Below are 17,856 nucleotides of genomic sequence, written 5' to 3'. Positions count from 1 at the left end.
CAGCGGCACCAGCACGCCCTTGCGGCATAACGATCACGTGTCCGAGATCACGGGGAAACTTCAGTCTTCTTGGCCGCGGCCTTCTGGGCCGGCTGCTTCTTCGCGGCCGTCTTCTTCGGCTGCGGCAGCTCGTGCACCTGCGCAGGGCCTGCACCCCCAAGTACGGGAGGCCTGGGCCTTCTGCACCGACTCCCGCAGCGCGGTCATCAGGTCGAGCACGGCTGCCGGCTGCGCCGGCTCCGGTGCCTCGGGCAGCGGCTTGGCCTCCCGTTTCGCCTCGATGATCTGCGCAAGCGCCTCGGTGTAACGGTCGGTGAAGTCCGGGCCTTCGAGCGAGTCGGTGGCCATGGTGTCCATGAGCGCCAGTGCGCCCTCGATCTCCGCCTCGGACACCTCGGTCGGCGGCGGGAGCGGCTCGGTGGGGTCGCGGATCTCGTCGGGTCAGCGCATGGCGTGCAGGTTGTGGACAGGTTTTCAGGCTGTCCGTTGTCCGTCTCTGCTCAGCGAGCAAGTGCACCAGCCTTCCTTTGACCTATGACATATTTTCTATGTCCTAGGATCAATGCTATGGTCGGTTCTCAGGAGGTGGACAGCATGCAGATCAGCGGGACAACCGCGGCGGAGATCGCCGGCAGTGTGCGGGACCTGATCGCGTCGGGCGAGCTGGCGCCGCAGGACCTGCTGCCGCCGGTGCGTACACTCGCGGAAGAGCTGGGCGTGAACCGGAACACGGTGGCGTCGGCCTACCGGCAGCTCGTGGCCGCGGGTGAGGCCGAGACGCGTGGGCGTGGCGGGACGGTGGTGGCCGGGGTACCGCAACTGGCCAGTGAGGGGGCCTGGTTCGGCGGCCGGCTGACTGACCTCGCCAGCGGCAACCCGGACCCGCAGTTGCTGCCCGACGCACTTCAGGCCCTCCACGGTGGCGGGTACCGGCCGGCGTTGTACGGTGCGCCGCCGGTCGACGAACGGCTGGCCGAGTGGGCGGCCGAACAGTTCGCGCCGGACGTCGGGGGCAGCGGTTTCCATCTCGTGGTCACACACGGCGCGGTCGATGCGACGGAGCGGCTGCTGAACGCCTACCTGACCCGCGGGGACGCGGTGGCGGTCGAGGACCCGTGCTTCCTGGCGAGCATCGGCACGCTGCGGCTGAACGGTTTTCGGACCGTGGCGGTGGCGGTCGACGGGCAGGGGATGCGCCCGGATGCCCTCCGCGCGGCCCTGGAGAGCGGGGTGCGAGCCGTGGTGTGCACGCCCCGCGCGCACAACCCGACCGGCGTGAGCATCACCCAGGAGCGCGCCGCCGAACTCCGGGCGGTCCTCGCCGATCACCCCCAGGCGCTGGTCATCGAGGACGACCACTTCTGGGCGGTCTCCCGAGCCTCCTACCACCGGGTCACGGCACCGGGAGTCTCGCGATGGGCGCTGGTGCGGTCGGTGTCGAAGTTCCTCGGCCCGGACCTGCGCCTGGCCCTGGTCGCCTGCGACCAGGAGACCGCGACCCGCCTTGAGACCCGGCTCAACACGGGCACTACGTGGGTGAGCGGGCTGCTCCAGCACGCCGCCCACGCCCTGCTCACAGACCCGGACGTCACCGCCCTGACCGCCCGGGCACGCGAAACCTACGTACAACGAAGCACCCTGCTCCTGGCGCGACTCGGTGAGCACGGGATCGGCGTCCCGGACGGTTACCAGCCGGACGGGCTGAACGTTTGGATCCCGCTGAAGACGCCCGCGCGCCCGGTCACGGACGCCCTGGCGCGGCGCGGCTGGGCCGTGCAGCCCGGCGACCTGTTCACCTCGGGACCGTCCGAAGCTCAGGCTGTGCGGGTGACGACCTCCATGCTCACCGAGGAGCAGGCCGCGCAGTTCGCCGACGACTTCGCCGACACGCTGCACCGTCCCGGCCGGTACTGACCGGCCACGCGTACGGCTTCGCCTGCGCGACCGTGTGCCGCAGGTGCCGCACCCCGCCTCCCCTGCGGTGCAGGCACCGGCGCCCCCTTCCCTCTTCGTCTACTCTCCCCGGCCTGGTACGGCATGTAGTGCCCGGCGCGGGACAGCAGGACGCATCGTCATACAGAATGGCTGGCTCTGCCATGCGTACACACTTCGTCGTCCACGAGGCGTTCGAGGCGCCGGGGGCCTACGAGGACTGGGCCCGGGCCCGGGGCCACGAGATCGGCTACTCCCGTATTCACGAGGGCGATGCGCTGCCCGCGAGCGTGGACGGCATCGACCTGCTGATTGTGATGGGCGGCCCCCAGCAGCCCAGCACGACCACCGAGGAGTACCCGTACTTCGACGCCGCCGCGGAGAAGGCCCTCATCGCCGCCTGCATCGAGGCGGACAAGGCGGTCATCGGGATCTGCCTGGGCGCCCAACTCGTCGGAGAGGCACTCGGCGCCTTCGACTCCAGCCCGCACACCGAGATCGGAGCCTTCCCCGTCGCCCTCACCCTCGCGGGCCGCCGGCACCCCTTCCTGGCCGGCCTCGGAGACACCTTCGACACCGGCCACTGGCACAACGACATGCCGGGACTGACCAACGACGCCACCGTGCTGGCCACCAGCGCGGGCTGCCCGCGCCAGATCGTCGCCTACAGCCGGTACGTGTACGGCTTCCAGTGCCACATGGAGTTCACCCCGGCCTGCATCGACGCCCTGATCGAACACTCCGAGGAGGAACTCACAGAACTCATCGACCGCCCCTACGTCCAGCAGCCCGACCAGCTGCGGGCCAACGACTACACCGAGATGAACGCCAAGCTCATGACGTTCCTCGACCGCCTCGCCGCGGACTACGCCAGCCGCTGATCCGCACTCCTGGGCACCGCTCAGCACCTTCTCCCCCACTGACCCCGGACAGAGTGCCCGCCGACTCGGGCGGGCCCTGGGAACTGGAGCAGAGAACGAACATGGCAACCACCCTGCACGACTCCAAAGACGTCCTCGTCGGACGTGCCGAACAGCAGATGCACGAGCACTTCGCCGACTCCGAACTGACCGTACGGCAGAAGCTGGCCCTCACCTGCCGCATCGCCTTCGACGGCGGCCACGACTCAGGACTCGCCGGCCAGATCAGCGCCCGCGGCCAGGAGGCCGGCACCTACTACACCCAGCGCCTGGGCCTCGGCTTCGACGAGATCACCGAGGACAACCTCCTCCTCGTCGACGAGGACCTGACGGTTCTGGAGGGCAGCGGCATGCCCAACCCCGCCAACCGCTTCCACTCCTGGATCTACCGGGCACGCGAAGACGTCAACTGCATCATCCACACCCACTCGCTGCACACCGCCGCGCTCGCCATGCTCGAAGTCCCCCTGATCGTCTCGCAGATGGACACCACCCCCCTCTACGACGACTGCGCCTTCCTGAAGGACTGGCCCGGCGTCCCCGTCGGCAACGAGGAAGGCGAGATCATCTCGCGTGCCCTCGGCGACAAGCGCGCCATCCTCCTCGCCCACCACGGCCAGCTCGTCACCGGCGCCACCATCGAAGAAGCCTGCACCCTGGCCGTACTCATCGAACGCGCCGCCCGACTGCAGCTGCTCGCCATGGCCGCGGGAACCATCCAGCCGCTCGACCCCGACCTCGCCCGCGAGGCCCACGACTGGACCTCCACCGACCGCCGCAACAAGGCCAACTTCGCCTACTACGCCCGCAAGTCGCTGCGCAACCACCCCGACTGCCTCACCAGCGAGGTGAACCTCTGATGGCCACCGCGCTCTTAAAGGGAGTCATCGCCTACCCCGTCACCCCCTTCGACCCCGACACCGGCGCGGTCGACCACACCGCGCTGCACCACCTCACCGACCGCCTGGTGACCTCGGGAAGCCACGCCGTCGCCCCACTGGGCAGCACCGGCGAAAGCGCCTACCTCAGCGAAGCCGAGTGGGACGCCGTCTGCGGGACCGTCCTGAACACCGTGAACGGACGCGTCCCGACCCTGGTCGGCGTCGCGCACCTGACCACAGAAGGCACCGTCCGCCGTGCCCGCGTCGCCGCCCGGCACGGAGCCAGCGCCATCATGGTGCTCCCGCAGGTGTACTGGAAACTCACCGAGGCCGAACTCGCCCGGCACTACGCGGAAGTAGCCGCCGCCACCGACCTGCCGATCATGCTCTACAACAACCCCGGCACCAGCGGCATCGATCTCCTGCCCGAGACCATCGTCGAGCTCGCCCGGAAAATTCCCAACCTCACCATGGTCAAGGAGAGTTCCGGCGACGTCGCCCGCTTCACCACCCTGCGGGAACTGTCCGAGGGCACTCTCTCGGTCTACAACGGCAGCAACCCCGTCGCCCTCGACGCCTTCCGCGCCGGAGCCGTCGGCTGGTGCACCGCCGCCCCGTGCCTCGTCCCCGACTGGACGCTCCAGCTCTACACCGCAGTGATCTGCGGACGCGATGAACGGGCCGACGCGATCCTGGCCGAACTCCTGCCGTTCCTGGAGTTCATCGTCGGCCACGGCCTGCCCCGCGCCATCAAGGCAGGACTTCAGCTCCACAACCGCCCGGCCGGACCGCCCCGCGCACCCCTGCTGCCCCTGCCCGACAAGGAGACCCAGCAACTCCGGGACATCCTCGACCGGCTCGAATCCAGCCCCCACCTGGACGGCGAGCTACTGACAGCGACACCACACATGCCCTGACCCAACCGACGGGGAAACGTTCCCCAAATGGAACACGACGCCAACGGTGTCGGTCTTCCATCCGGAAACGGCGCGCTCCCCTGCCAGAAACCCGGGGAGCGGTCGTCCCGCAGGGTGATGGGGATGGCAACGCTGTCTTCCGCGGCCCGGCGGGGCAGATGTGGGATTCGGCCGGCGACAGCCAGCCGGGCACGCAAACCCAGCTGCTGCGCACCGACTCCACCAGCCCTGCGGACAGTCAAGCGGATGACGACCCCTCGCAGCCGGGGGAGGGCGACGCTACCGCGGTGCTGCCGGTGACGGTCGATGACGGCGCGGTCGCCGTGCACCCCGACCTTGATCTGCTGCGCGGCAGTGACACGGTCTACCCCGTGTACGCGGCATCCCGCCCATCCGCTCCCGCCGTGGTCCTCGCCGCCGACGGCCCGGCAAGCCGCACGAAGACGAGGGCTACGACTACCAGCACCTGCGGCGATGGCCGGCCTTCCGCGCATCCGGCACCGTCTCGCCCGCAAGGCCATCGAATCCTCACAACGCCTGGGACGGCACCGCCGGCTCGTAGAACGGACCGTGTCCTGGCCGCCCGGCTGTCGGCGCCTCCACCGCCGCTACGAGCGCAAGCCGGAACACTCCCCGCCTCCTCCCACCCTCAAGTCCGCAAAGCCGCTCCGCGGCGACCAACGTCCCGCCCACCCCGGTGACGTCGCACACCCGCACTCAGCGCGGGCTGAATCTGCATGCTGACCAGTGTTTCTGCCCTGTTCGGTGCTGGGTGAGAGGTTCCGAAGCGCGCACCGCAGGAGGCCAGGGTGGCTTGCCCGGCGCTGGTCGGGCTCATGGCCGAGTGGGCACGCCGGGTGCCCGCCGGTGGTCGCTCACGCACTCTGGCGCGCCGCGTCCGGCCCCGAGGACCGGGCACCGCACATGCTCGCGCTCATCCTCGACGGACTTCGCACACACCCGTGGACACCGACCACGAGACAGACCCCGTCAACTGAACGAAGCGGGTCGACTCGCCGGTGAACGGATGACGGTCGGAGCAGCGGGCGTGCTGACCGATGAGGCGTCAGTCCCCGCGGTCAGGCGGCAAGCCGGAGCCGGTCGCGCTCCTCTCACGCGTGACGCGTTGCCCTCGCGGTCGCGAGGACCGCGTCCGCCGAGCGGTCGAGGCGCACCCGGTGCTCAGGGGCGGCGAGCGCGATCATGCGCTCGACGCGTTGGCTCAACGACAGCCCTCGCAGATCGGCGGAGCCGTACTCGGTGACCACTACGCCCGCGTCGCTGCGCGGTGTGCTCACCGGGCCGCTCAGCGCGGCCACGATCCGGCCGGCCGATCCGGCGCGCGACGGCAGCATGACCACCGGCACCCCTCCTGCGGAGCGTGACGCGCCCCGCAGGAAGTCGACCGCGCCGCCCACCGCCCCCACATAACGGCCCTTGGCCACTTCGGCGTTGACCTGGCCGGTGAGGTCCACCTCGACGGCGGAGTTCAGGGCCACGAACCGGTGCTGGGCGGCCAGCACCGCCGGATGATGGGTGTAGCTGGTGGCGCGCAGTTCCACCCGGGGGTTGCGGTCGACGTGCTCGAACAGTCGGCGGGTACCGAGGAGCATGCCGCCCACCGTCTTGCCGCGGTCCACCGACTTGCGTTCACCGGTGACGACGCCACGCTCGATCAGCGGTACGAGTCCGTCCGGCAGGAGGCCGGAGTGGATGCCGAGATGGCGGCGGTCGTGCAGTTCGTCCAGCACGGCCTCGGTGAGGGCCCCGACGCCGAACTGAAGGGTCGCCCCGTCCTCGATCAGTGCGGCGGCGTTCGCCGCGATCGCCCGGTGCACGGGCTTCGGGCCGGTTCGCGGGCTTTCCACCGGAGGGTGGCGGGCGGGGACCACGGCTGCCAGGTCATCGGCGGTCAGCGTGGGACCGCCGTGGGTCCAGGGGACGTCCGGGTGGACCTCACCGATCACGGTGCGGGCCGTGGCGAGCGCGTCCGCGAGATATTCGCGCGCGAGGCCCAGGCTGTAGTGCCCCCTGCTGTCGCGGGGCGAGAGCTGCACCAGTACCACGTCAGCCTTGATGACGCCGTTCCGGATCAGGTCGGGAAAGGAGGAGTAGTGCGCGGGCACGATGTCCAGGGCGCCGGCGGAGTACAGGTCGGCGTTTGCGCCCGCACCGGTGTACGAGTGGAGAGTCATCCCTCGGGCGTTCTCCCGGTAGAGCGTCCGGGCCACCGGGATGCCCACGAACGCCTTGAGGCCCGCCGCCGGCCGTTGCCGCATCAGGTGTTCGACGAGGGTGCGGGGCTCGGCGCATGCCTGGGCCCACAGCACGCCGTCGCCGTCGCGCACGTACCGCGTGAAGTCCAGGTCCTCCACCGATGCGAGCAGGGGCGCCCCGGTCATCGCCGGGCTTCCGGGCAGAGCGACTCGCGCGCGTCGGCGGGCTTCGGGATCTCGCCGCGGCACAGCTGCTCGGCGGGCCAGGGGCGAGCAGCCGCGGGCTCGCCGACGCACGGCTTCGTCGGCCGCTCGGCGCTCCGCCTCCGGCTGCCGCGGGAGGCGGTCTCCGACGTCGGCGCCGACCGGTTCTCCCACGTCCTGCCCAGCCCGGCCCGGCCGTCGTTCGTACCGGGCGACACCGGCCGGGGCGTGGTCCTGCCCTCCCGGTTCACGCTCGCCGTGGTCAGGGCGCCTGATACCGACCTGCTCAAGAAGTGACCCGCGCAGTCTTCAACGTGGCAAGTCGCGTGGCGAGTTCCCGCTTGAGCACCTTGCCGCTCGGGCCCAGCGGCAGTTCCCTGGCGAACTCGACCCGGCGCGGGCACTTGTAGCCCGCCAGACGCTCGCGGCACCACGCCACCAGGTCGGCCGCCGACACGTCATCGAGCGCGAACCCGTCCCGGACCACGACGACCGCGCACACCTCCTCGCCCTGCCGGACGTCGGGTACGCCGACGACGGCGGTCTGCTCGACCGCCGGATGCCGCAACAGGACCTCCTCGACCTCCCTCGGGTAGACGTTGTATCCGCCGCGCAGGATGACGTCCTTCTTGCGGTCCACGACGGACAGGTAGCCGTCCTCGCCGAGCACGCCCAGGTCACCGGAGCGGAACCAGCCGTCCACCAGGACCGCCGCGGTCGCCGCGGGCAGCCCGAGATAGCCGGCCATCACGTTGTGGCCGCGGATCACGATCTCCCCGATCTCGCCCGCCGGCAACAGCTCGACGGCTGCCTCGACGTCGGCACGGGCGACCGCCACCTCCACGCCGGTGACCGGCAGGCCCACGGTGCCGGGGCGGCAGGGGATGCCGGGCTGGTTGTAGGCGACGACCGGTGAGGTCTCGGTCAGCCCGTACCCCTCGTACACCTCGCATCCGAGAGTCTGCCGCACCTGTTCCAGGACCGGCACGGGCAGGGCCGAACCGCCACTGTAGGCGCGCTCCAGCACCGATGGAGCGGGGGCGCCGGCCGCCACGGCCTCCAGCAGTGCGTGGTACATCGTCGGCACGCCCATGAAGACGGTGCAGCCGTACCGGGCCATCAGCTCCAGCGCGGGCACCGCGTGGAACCTGCGCATCAGCACCAGCGTCGCGCCGGCCGAGAAGCAGGTGCCCATGACACAGGTCTGGCCGAAGGTGTGGGACAGCGGCAGACACCCGAGCAGCACGTCGTCCGGCCGGACGGCGAACGGGGATACGGCGCTCACCTCGATGTTCATGACGATGTTGCGGTGCGTGAGCATGGCCCCCTTGGGGCGGCCGGTCGTGCCGGAGGTGTAGAGGATCGCGGCGATGTCCTCGGGGCCCACGGGGACGAGATCCGCGAGCGCAGGTTCGGAGTCCTGGACGTCGAGCCGTACGGCCGCGGGGTGTTCACCCGCGACGGTGAAGAGCGCGACCCCGGTGGCGGTGGCCGCCGGGGCGCCCTGCTCCAGTGCGGACGCGTCGCATACGAGGGCCCGCGCACCGCTGTCCCGCAGCACGAACTCGATCTCCGCTGCACGCAGTTGGGTGTTCAGCGGGACCACGGTCGCACCCAGCGCGAGTACTCCGTAGTAAACGGCGGGAAAATCAGGTGTGTTGGGTACCAGCACGGCGATTCGGTCGCCCGGCCCGGTGCCGTGCCGCCGCAGGATGCCGGCCACACCGCGGACCCGCCGCCACAGTTGACGGTAGGTCACCACGACGGAGTCCCAGATCAGGGCCGGATGGTCCGGTCGTCGTGCAGCCGTGTCGGCCAGCACGGCGGCGAGGGAACGGGTCACGCCGCCCCCTTCGCAGCCGCGTCCCGCCGGTCCGAGGCCGTCCGGATCTCCAGGTCCCGCCAGATCCCGGCCAGGGCCTCGGCGAACTTCTGCACGTCCGCCGGGGTGTGCGTGGCCGAGGGCGCGATCCGCAGCAGTTCCTCCCCGAGGCGCACACTGGGCGCGTTGATGGCCTGGACATAGATCCCGTGCCGGTCGAGCAGCAGGTTCGAGGCCTGCTTGCACAGGGCGTCGTCACCGACCAGCGCCGAGACGATGTGCGAGTCCGCGGACAGGTACGGGACATCGGCCTCGTCCAGCAGCCGCTGCAACAGCCTCGCGTTCTCCGCCAGGCGGTCCCGCTCGGCGTCGGACGACCGCAGATGACGTACGGCGGCCAGGGCGCCGGCGGCGATGGCGGGCGGCAGGGACGTGGTGAAGACGAACGCGCGGGAGAAGGTGCGGACGGTGTCGATCAGATCGGCGGGCCCGGCGATGTAGCCGCCGACCGTGCCCAGCGCCTTGGCGAGGGTGCCCATGACGACGTCGAAGCGGTCGGCGATGCCCTCGCGTGCCGCGATGCCCGCGCCCTGGGGGCCGTACATGCCGATCGCATGCACCTCGTCGAGGAAGGTGGTGGCGCCGTACTGGTCGGCGAGGTCGGCGATGTCGGCGAGGGGGGCCACGTCCCCGGACATCGAGTAGACCGACTCCAGCACAATCAGCTTGGGCGCGTCGGGGTCGGTGTCCGCGAGGAGTTCGGCCAGGTGGGAGACGTCGTTGTGGCGGAAGATGCGCTTGCGGGCACCGCTGCGCCGCAGCCCGTCGATGATCGAGGCGTGGTTCCGCTCGTCCGAGAAGACCACGGTGCCCTCGGGCCGGCCGGCGATCACCGACAGCGCCCCGTCGTTCGCGGTGTAGCCGGAGGTGAACAGCAGCGCCGCGTCCATGCCGTGCCAGTCGGCCAGTTCGCGCTCCAGCTCCACGTGGCGGTGGTTGGTGCCGCCGATGTTGCGCGAGCCGCCGGAGCCGGCCCCGAAGCGGGCGACGGTGTCGCGTACGGCCTCCACGACCACCGGGTGCTGGCCCATGCTGAGGTAGTCGTTGCTGCACCAGACGCTCACTTCGCTTTCCGACCCGTCGGTCCGGGCGACGGCACGGGGGAAGTGCCCCGCGCGCCGGCCGATCTCCAGGAAGGTGCGGGTGCGGCGCTCCTCCTCGGAGATGCCGTGGGTGAAGTACTCAAGATGCGTGGGCATGCTGCTTCCTTTGCGGGTGAAGAAGTGCGGGACGGAGAGGAGTTGTCGAAGTCGGGCAGGTGCGGCACTGCGGAGTCGCGGTCGCGCCTTGTCGCGTCTGCCGCGCGGCGTGCGGATGTCGGTGCCGTTCCCGTCGCGAGGCCGCCCGGCGCCGCTGTGGCGTGTCCGCGCCGGGTGGTCACGGAGCCGGTGCGGCAGGGGTGTGCGGCGCCGCGTGGTCGCCCACCGCCCTCCTTCCTGCCACGCAACGGTGGTGCTGGTCAACGGGTCGTACTGCGGCGTGCGTTGACCCTTTCGCCGCTGACGGCAGCGGCCGAGCCGCTCCGGCCCGCATACGGCCCGGCATCGTGACGATCACGGTCGGGTTCCCGTCGCACCAGGCGGTACCAGCCTGGTCAGGAAGCCCGCGCCCTACGGCCAGCTCAGTACGAGGTTGCCCCGGACGTCGCCGTCCAGCAGGCGTTTGAACGCCGCTCGCGCGTCCTGGGGTGGCATCACGTCGTCCACGAGGGGCCGGATGCCCGTGGTGCGCATGAGCGCCAGCATCCGCGCGTATTCGTCCCGGGTGCCGCTGAAGGACCCGACGATGTTGATCTGGTGGAAGTAGACCCGGTGCAGCCGGGCCGGCGAGACGTCGCCGGAGGTGGCGCCGGCCACGACGACCGTGCCCCCGGTGCGCACGCTGTGCAAGGAGTGCGTCCACGTCGCCCGGCCGACGCTGTCGATGACGGCGTCCACCTGTTCGGGCAGTTGCGCCTTTGGCTCCAGTACCTCGTGCGCGCCCAGGCGCCTGGCCAGCTCCCGCTTGTCGGCGGTACGGCTGGTGGCGTACACCCGGAGTCCGCTGGCCGCGCCCAGCGTGATCAGCGCGGTGGACAGTCCGCCGGCCGCTCCCTGCACGAGAACCGAGTCGCCGGGTTGCAGCTTGGCCTTGGTGAACAGCATGCGGTACGCCGGCAGCCACGAGCAGATCAGGCAGGCCGCCTCTTCCCAGGTCAGCTGGTCCGGGACCGGCAGCAGGCTGGTCGCAGGCACGGCGATGTACTCGGCCATCGTGCCGGGCCGGGCGCCCACGAGCTGCGCGGCCGGCAGGATCAGGGTCTCGTCCGCGGTGCCCGGCGGGGACTCCAGTACGGGATAGAGCACCACGCGCCGGCCCTCAGGGTCCTCCCCCGCCGCCTCGCAGCCGAGGATCCGCGGATACTTGTCGTGGTTCAGGCCGACACCCCGCAGGGTCCACAGATCCTTGTGGTTGAGGGACACGGACCTGACCCGGACCCGCAGCCACCCCTCGGGCACCTCCGGATCGGGGCGCTCGCCGACGGCCAGGGCGGCCAGCGGTTCCTCGGCGTCGGGACGTGCCGCGTAGACAGCCCTCACCGTCCCGCCCTCCCGCCCCGGCTGGTGCCCCACGGCCGATGCCCCGTGGCTCGCAGGTGTGGTGAAATGTCGTGACGCCGCATGGCAGCTCCTCGTCGTACGGGAGTTTCGGGTGTCGCGCGCCGCCGGGTGGCAGCGTCACGCTCGGGACCGTCAGCGGAATGCCTGGACACCGGTGACCGCCCGGCCGATGCTGAGGGTGTGGACCTCCTCGGTCCCCTCGACGGTGAGCACCGCCTCCAGGTTGGACATGTGCCGCATCACCGGGTAGTCGAGGGTGATGCCGTTGGCGCCGAGGATGCTGCGCGCCGTACGGGCGACCTCGGTCGCGGCGCGCACGTTGGCGAGCTTGCCGAGGCTGAGCTGCGTGGGCTCCAGCAGGCCGGCCTCCTTCAGCCGGGCCAGCCGCAGCGCGGTCATCCCGGCGTGCGTGAGGTCCACCACCATGTCCGCGAGCTTGCGCTGGGAGAGCTGGAAGGAGGCGAGCGACCGGCCGAACTGCTCACGGCCGACGGCGTAGTCGAGCGCGCTGGCGTAGCAGGTGCGGGCGGCGCCGACCACGCCCCAGATGATGCCGAAGCGGGCCTCGTTCAGGCACGAGAGCGCCGTCTTCAGACCGCGCGCCCCGGGCAGGGCCGCCGACGCGGGGACCCGCACCTCGTCCAGGGTGAGGCCGGCGGTGTTGGACGCCCGCAGGGCCAGTTTGCGGGTGATCTCCTGGGCGGCGAAGCCGGGCGTGCCGGTGGGCACGAGGAAGGCCCGCACCCCGTCCTCCGTGTGTGCCCAGATCACCGCGACGTCCGCGAGCGCGCCGTTGTTGATCCACGCCTTGGCGCCGTTGAGCACCCAGTCGCCGCCGTCGCGGCGGGCGAACGTACGCATCGAACCCGGGTCGGAGCCCGACTCCGGTTCGGTCAGCCCGAAGCACCCGAGCACCTCGCCCGCGGCCATCCGGGGCAACCATTCCTGCCGCTGTTCCGCACTGCCCCAGCGGTGGATGGCGCACATGGCGAGGCAGCCCTGCACGGACACGAAACTGCGCAGTCCGGAGTCGACCGCTTCCAGTTCGCGGCAGGCGATGCCGTAGGCGGTGGCCGACAGACCGGCGCAGCCGTAGCCGTCCAGCTGCATCCCCAGCAGGCCGAGCGCGCCGAGTTCCTTGGCGATCGAGCGGGGCAGCTCCGCGCGCTCGTACCAGTCGGCGACATGGGGCAGCAGTTCGGTCGTCGCGTAGGCCCGCACGGTGTCGCGCATGGCCCGCTCGGTGGCGTCCAGCTCATCGTCCAGGGCCAGGAAGTCATGGGGGTCGGGTGTCCGTGCCTTCACCGGCTCGGAGTGCTCAACGCTTTCGGGGAGAGTCAAGTGTTTCCGCCCTCTTCGGTCCGTCAACTGTCTGGTCTCGGTCCCGCTGTGCTTCGGGTCGTGCCGTCGCGTCCCCCGCTCAGAGCGGGATGTTGCCGTGCCTGCGGGGTGGTCCCTCCGCGCGCTTGGTCGCCAGCAGCCGCAGCGCCCACCCGATCTGTGCGCGGGTGTGCGACGGCTGGATGACCGCGTCGACGTAACCGCGGTCGGCCGCGGCGTAGGGAGTGGCCTGGTCCTCGTACTCGCTCACCAACTGGGCGCGTCGCTGAGCCAGTTCGTCGCCCTCCAGCCGCGCCAGTTCCCTGCGGTGGAGGATGCCTACGGCTCCCGCGGCGCCCGTCACGGCGATCTGCGCGGTCGGCCAGGACAGGTTGACGTCGGCGCCGAGGTGCTTGGAGCCCATGGCGCCGTAGGCACCGCCGTACGCCTTGCGGGTAATCACCGTGATCTTGGGGACGACCGCCTCGGCGTAGGCGTAGATCAGCTTGGCGCCCCGCCGGATGATCCCGTCCCACTCCTGGTCGACGCCGGGCAGGAAACCCGGCACGTCCACGAACGTCAGCACGGGCACGTTGAACGCGTCGCAGGTGCGCACGAAACGTGCCGCCTTCTCCGAGGCGTTGATGTCCAGGCAACCCGCCACCTGGGTGGGCTGGTTGGCGACGACCCCGACGCTGCGCCCGTCCACCCGGCCGAAGCCGACGACGATGTTCGGTGCGAACATCCTCTGCACCTCAAGGAACTCGCCGTCGTCGAGCACCCGGGTGATGACCTCGTACATGTCGTAGGCCTGGTGCGGCGAGTCCGGGACGATCGTGTCCAGTTCGAGATCGGTGGCGGTGAGCCCGTCGGCGCTCGAACGTGCCTGCTCCGGTGGGGAGAAGACCGGCGGCACGGAGAGGTTGTTGCTCGGCAGGTAGCTGAGCAGGTCCTTGGCGTAGGCCAGCGCGTCGTCCTCGTCGGAGGCGAGGTAGTGCGCCACCCCCGACCGGGTGTTGTGCGGGCGGCCACCGCCGAGCGTCTCGAAGTCCACCTCCTCGCCGGTGACGGCCCTGATGACCTCGGGCCCGGTGATGAACATGTGGCTGGTCCGGTCGACCATGACGGTGAAGTCGGTGAGCGCCGGGGAGTACACCGCTCCCCCGGCGCACGCGCCCATGATCAGGGAGATCTGCGGGACGACGCCGGAACAGCGCACGTTGCGGTAGAAGATCTCGCCGTAGCGGCCGAGCGTGCCGACGCCTTCCTGGATGCGGGCACCGCCGCCGTCGTTGATCCCCACCAGCGGGCAGCCGACCCTGGCAGCCAGGTCCATCAGCTTGACGATCTTGTCGCCGTGCACCTCACCGAGTGTTCCGCCGAAAACGGTGGCGTCCTGGCTGTAGACGGCCACCGGACGGCCGTCGATCGTGCCGGTGCCGGTGACGACACCGTCCCCCATGGCGTGCCGCTCCGGTGAGCCGGCGGTCGGCGCGTGCCGGGCCAGCGCGTCGAGTTCGACGAAGGAGCCGGGGTCGAGCAGGGCGTCGATGCGCTCGCGCGCCGTGCGGCGTCCCTTCGCGTGCTGGCGTTCCACGCCGGCGGCGCCGCCGGCGCACATCGCGGCGTCGATCCGCTGCTGGAGGTCGGCCAACTTGCCCGCTGTCGTGCGCGGGTCGGGGGTGTCGGGGGTGGTGACGGCGGAGACCCGCGCGGGACCGGTGGCGGTGCTCATGATCGCCCAGCCGCCCGCCACCGTGCGGTCCGCGGGGCCGTGGCCCCACGGTCGGCACCGACTTCCCTGGTCACAAACTCCATCGGCCTCTCCTGCTAAGCTGGCTGAACCATCCGCTGGTCACCGTAAGTTGGATATCCCGCACCCCACATCCCCCGGTCTGACGGCAGGTGACGCATTCACGGCCGGCGGATCGGCCCGGCCGGCCGGGGTTCTTCCTCGAAAGGCTTCGATGTCGATCATTCCCGCCGATGAGGTGCTGTCGCGCACGGTGGCCACCCTGCGAGGTGCCGGATGCGTGTTCGCGGAGGAGGAGGCGGCGCTGCTCCTCGATGCCGCCGAGACACCCGCCGAACTGGACGTGCTGGTGCACCGCCGTGTGGTCGGCGAGCCGCTGGAGGTCATCCTCGGCTGGGCCGAGTTCTGCGGCCTGCGCATCCGGGTGAACGCCGGGGTGTTCGTCCCACGTCAGCGCACCCGGTTCCTGGTCGACCTGGCGGCGGACTCGGCCCGGCCGGGCTCGGTCGTCGTCGATCTGTGCTGCGGAACCGGAGCGATCGGTGCCGCCGTCGCCGCGCGGGTGCCCGGGATCGAGCTGTCGTGCGCCGACATCGACCCGAACGCGGTCGCCTGCGCCCGGCTGAACGTCGGCGCCGGCGCCCACGTGTACGAGGGCGACCTGTACGACGCGCTGCCCGGCTCGCTGCGCGGTCGCGTGGACGTCCTGGTCGTCAACGCTCCTTACGTGCCGACGGACGAGATCGCGATGATGCCGCCCGAGGCACGTGACCACGAGCCGAAGTACACGCTCGACGGGGGCGCCGACGGTGTCGAGGTGCACCGCCGGGTCGCCGCCGGGGCACCGGCGTGGCTGGCGCCGGGCGGCAGACTGCTGATCGAGACCAGCGAGGAGCAGGCCCCGCTCACCGCGCGGGCGATGGCCGACCACGGCCTCGTCCCCCACGTGTCCACGAACGACGAGATGTACTGCACGGTCGTGGTCGGCACCCGCGCCGCCGGTTAGACCCTGTCGTTGTCCGGCCGGTGAATCCTCATCCGGCCGGGACCGGTACCCGGTCGGCGAACTCCCGCAGAGTCGCCCGGACATGGTCGTGGACCGCGTCCATCTGTTCTTCCGTGAAGCACTCGGTGCTGTAGGGCATTTCGATGCGGAAGCGGTCGCGGACCGTCATCAGCACGGCGAGCACCGGGCCGTGCTGAAGGAACGACGGCGCCTTGCTGGACACCGCGAACCCCCGCATGTCCGTGATCTCCAGGCCGGGCGGAGACGGCGGCAGGGTGACGCGTCCGATGTTGGTCATCACCACGCTCGCCGCCAGCAGGTGCGGGGTGGCCAGCAGCCGGTCCAGCGACTGCAGTTCCAGGGCGGGGTCGCCGCGGCCGACCGCGGCTCCGAGGCCGGTGGCGAGCCGACGGCCCAGCGCGACGAGGTCGGCCCCCTCCGGTACGTCGACCAGATCCTGGTACCACGAGGCCGCGGGGACCATCACCTCACGGCTCAGCCGGGGCTCCACCCGCTCGCGCAGGTCCACCGTGGAGACGCAGCCCAGCCGGTGGTCGGCGTACTCCGCCGGCAGGCCGGAACGGACGGCCGCGAGGATCGCCGCGCCCACCAGCCCGTGCACCGACACACCCGCGCTCCGGGCGAACGCCAGGAGACTCGCGGTCTCGGAGACGTCCAGCTGGAGCCGGCGTGACTGGGTCCGGCCCTGCTGGGGCGCCACCTCGCCGGACCGGGCCGCGAGGTACGGGAGGGCGCCGACCGGGGCGCCTTCGGCCCGGTCGAGCCGCCCCTGGACGTAGGCGGCCACGTCGGTCTCGGTGACGGGTGCGAGGCGGTCGTCGATCGCCGCCGGCCAGTCCTCCCGGACGGGTCGGACGGGCGGGTGTGTGCCTGCCTTGATGTCGGCGTAGTACTGCCACAAGCGGACGCACAGCGCGGTCGCGCTGCGGCCGTCGCAGATCGCATGGTCGGTCCCCAGGACCAGCGTGTCCTCGTCCTCGCCGGTCAGCAGCACCGCGCGGACCAGCGGGCCGCCCAGCGGCAGCGGCGTGTTCCACTCCTGCACCAGCCCGTCCGGGCTGTCGGCGCGCACCACCAGGCGCGGCAGTTCGTCGGGCTTCAGCGGGCTGAGGAAACTGCCCTCGGCGTCCTGCTCCAGGCGGCTGCGCAGCGACGGGTGGTCGGCCAGCACAGCGGCGAACGCCGCGCCGAGCGCGTCGGGGTCGACACCGCCGCGCACCGTGATCGTGCGCACGGCCTGGGTTCTCATCTCCCCGGCGTACAGGTTCTCCGAGCGGGATAGGTTGCGACGCATGTCCATCCTGTTCTGTCGACGGTGACGAGGGCGATGAGCCGAGCGGCGTGGGCCGCGTCGAGCGAGGGAACGGGGTACCGGGCTTCAGTCGAGCGTGCCGCCGAGGATGCCGTCGCGGACCGCGCGTAGTTCCTCGTCATCGGTGATGGTCCGGGACTTCTCGATGCCGGCCCGTACCGTCAGCAGGCGCCGGCCCTTGAGCACCACCTGTCCGTCGGCGACGGCCCGGCTGTGGAGCTGGGGTGCGCTCTCCTGGGTCACGGCCGCCAGCTTCACGTTCGCCAGGTCCTGGAAGGCGTACCACTCGGCAGGCTCGCGGACCTTCGGAGTGAAACGGAAGACCACACTCCAGCGCCCCAGCCGCGGCCTGCGCTGGAGGAGCACGCCGTCGCCGTCCTCCACGAGGCGGTACCGGCAGCCGTACTGCACCTGCTCGCGCCCGTCGGTGGCACCGTCGAGCCGCAGGGGTTCGAGGAACGACGGTCCGGCGTAGCCCACGTCGACGAGCCAGCGCGCTCCGTCGACGCGGGCCACCATCAGCATGTGCTCGACATCGACGCCGTACTCCGCCTCCCCCTCGGCCGTGGTCCCGGCGATCAGGTCGACGTCGTAGCGGAGGTCGCGCAGCAGGCGCAGGAACAGCCGGGTCATCTGGACGCAGCCGCCGCCGTGGCCCGCCGCGACGACGGCGTCGAAGGTGGCGTCCTGGTCGAAGTCGACCAGATCGACCACCTCGCCGCTCGCGGTCGGCACGGCCAGGGAGCCGGTGCTGCTGAACGGCACGGTCTCCATGTGCCGCTTGTGCAGCCGGACAAGGGTGGTCAGGTCGGGCGCGGGACGCCCGGCCCGCTCGCTGTCGTGGCCCAGCCGGCGTAGGTAGATGTCGGTGTCGAACACGGTCACTGCCTCT

General features: G+C 71.1%; 14 protein-coding genes and 1 pseudogene. 6 read left to right on the top strand and 9 right to left on the bottom strand.

Going from position 1 to position 17,856, the window contains the following annotated elements:
* Positions 1 to 60: 60 nt before the first annotated feature.
* On the bottom strand, positions 61 to 393 hold the full coding sequence (locus IE294_RS29115; RefSeq protein ID WP_229917397.1) for a Ku family protein: 333 nt from the start codon (positions 391 to 393) through the stop codon (positions 61 to 63).
* Positions 394 to 567: 174 nt separating this feature from the next.
* Here IE294_RS29115 and IE294_RS29110 point away from each other — a divergent pair, with 174 nt between their 5' ends.
* The 5 genes and pseudogenes from IE294_RS29110 to IE294_RS29090 form a co-directional block, all read left to right on the top strand.
* Positions 568 to 1,914 (top strand): aminotransferase class I/II-fold pyridoxal phosphate-dependent enzyme, encoded by a 1,347-nt coding sequence (locus tag IE294_RS29110; RefSeq protein ID WP_229917396.1) that lies wholly within the window; start codon positions 568 to 570, stop codon positions 1,912 to 1,914.
* Between the two features lie 182 nt (positions 1,915 to 2,096).
* Complete coding sequence (locus IE294_RS29105) at positions 2,097 to 2,813, top strand: glutamine amidotransferase-related protein (RefSeq protein ID WP_189890950.1); 717 nt, start codon at positions 2,097 to 2,099, stop codon at positions 2,811 to 2,813.
* Positions 2,814 to 2,914: 101 nt separating this feature from the next.
* Entirely contained in the window at positions 2,915 to 3,712 is a 798-nt protein-coding gene (locus tag IE294_RS29100; protein ID WP_189890948.1) for an aldolase, read from the top strand.
* Positions 3,712 to 4,650 (top strand): dihydrodipicolinate synthase family protein, encoded by a 939-nt coding sequence (locus tag IE294_RS29095; protein ID WP_189890946.1) that lies wholly within the window; start codon positions 3,712 to 3,714, stop codon positions 4,648 to 4,650. Before IE294_RS29100 ends, IE294_RS29095 begins: the two co-directional genes overlap by 1 nt.
* Positions 4,651 to 5,014: 364 nt before the next feature.
* A pseudogene (locus IE294_RS29090) lies at positions 5,015 to 5,394 on the top strand (hypothetical protein); the annotation flags it as partial.
* Between the two features lie 368 nt (positions 5,395 to 5,762).
* Here IE294_RS29090 and IE294_RS29085 read toward each other — a convergent pair.
* From IE294_RS29085 to IE294_RS29060, 6 genes are all read right to left on the bottom strand, one after another.
* Entirely contained in the window at positions 5,763 to 7,052 is a 1,290-nt protein-coding gene (locus IE294_RS29085; RefSeq protein WP_189890944.1) for an acetyl-CoA hydrolase/transferase family protein, read from the bottom strand.
* 304 nt (positions 7,053 to 7,356) lie between these two features.
* Positions 7,357 to 8,913: a long-chain-fatty-acid--CoA ligase gene (locus IE294_RS29080; RefSeq protein ID WP_189890943.1), complete on the bottom strand. Its 1,557-nt coding sequence runs from the start codon at positions 8,911 to 8,913 to the stop codon at positions 7,357 to 7,359.
* Positions 8,910 to 10,151 carry a 5-aminolevulinate synthase gene (gene hemA / locus IE294_RS29075; RefSeq protein ID WP_189890942.1) on the bottom strand — a complete coding sequence of 414 codons (1,242 nt, stop codon included), beginning with the start codon at positions 10,149 to 10,151 and terminating at the stop codon, positions 8,910 to 8,912. Before hemA ends, IE294_RS29080 begins: the two co-directional genes overlap by 4 nt.
* Positions 10,152 to 10,562: 411 nt before the next feature.
* Positions 10,563 to 11,531, bottom strand: coding sequence for a zinc-binding dehydrogenase (locus IE294_RS29070; RefSeq protein ID WP_189890941.1), 969 nt, complete (start codon positions 11,529 to 11,531; stop codon positions 10,563 to 10,565).
* A gap of 153 nt (positions 11,532 to 11,684) precedes the next feature.
* A complete protein-coding gene (locus IE294_RS29065; protein WP_373315860.1) occupies positions 11,685 to 12,893 on the bottom strand; it encodes an acyl-CoA dehydrogenase family protein in 1,209 nt (402 codons plus the stop codon).
* A 79-nt stretch (positions 12,894 to 12,972) separates the two neighbouring features.
* Entirely contained in the window at positions 12,973 to 14,607 is a 1,635-nt protein-coding gene (locus IE294_RS29060; protein ID WP_189890940.1) for an acyl-CoA carboxylase subunit beta, read from the bottom strand.
* A 232-nt stretch (positions 14,608 to 14,839) separates the two neighbouring features.
* Between IE294_RS29060 and IE294_RS29055 the strand changes: the two genes are divergently transcribed.
* Positions 14,840 to 15,631: a putative protein N(5)-glutamine methyltransferase gene (locus tag IE294_RS29055; RefSeq protein WP_189890939.1), complete on the top strand. Its 792-nt coding sequence runs from the start codon at positions 14,840 to 14,842 to the stop codon at positions 15,629 to 15,631.
* Positions 15,632 to 15,659: 28 nt separating this feature from the next.
* Here IE294_RS29055 and IE294_RS29050 read toward each other — a convergent pair whose 3' ends face one another.
* Positions 15,660 to 16,946, bottom strand: coding sequence for a phthiocerol/phthiodiolone dimycocerosyl transferase family protein (locus IE294_RS29050; RefSeq protein ID WP_189890938.1), 1,287 nt, complete (start codon positions 16,944 to 16,946; stop codon positions 15,660 to 15,662).
* 84 nt (positions 16,947 to 17,030) lie between these two features.
* Positions 17,031 to 17,849, bottom strand: coding sequence for an arylamine N-acetyltransferase family protein (locus tag IE294_RS29045; RefSeq protein ID WP_189890937.1), 819 nt, complete (start codon positions 17,847 to 17,849; stop codon positions 17,031 to 17,033).
* Positions 17,850 to 17,856 lie beyond the last annotated feature (7 nt).

The organism is Streptomyces canarius (assembly GCF_014650735.1).
GTDB classification, from domain to species: domain Bacteria; phylum Actinomycetota; class Actinomycetes; order Streptomycetales; family Streptomycetaceae; genus Streptomyces; species Streptomyces olivaceoviridis.
Note: the sequence above shows the minus strand (reverse complement) of the source record. Positions and strands in the feature narration are given on the sequence as shown.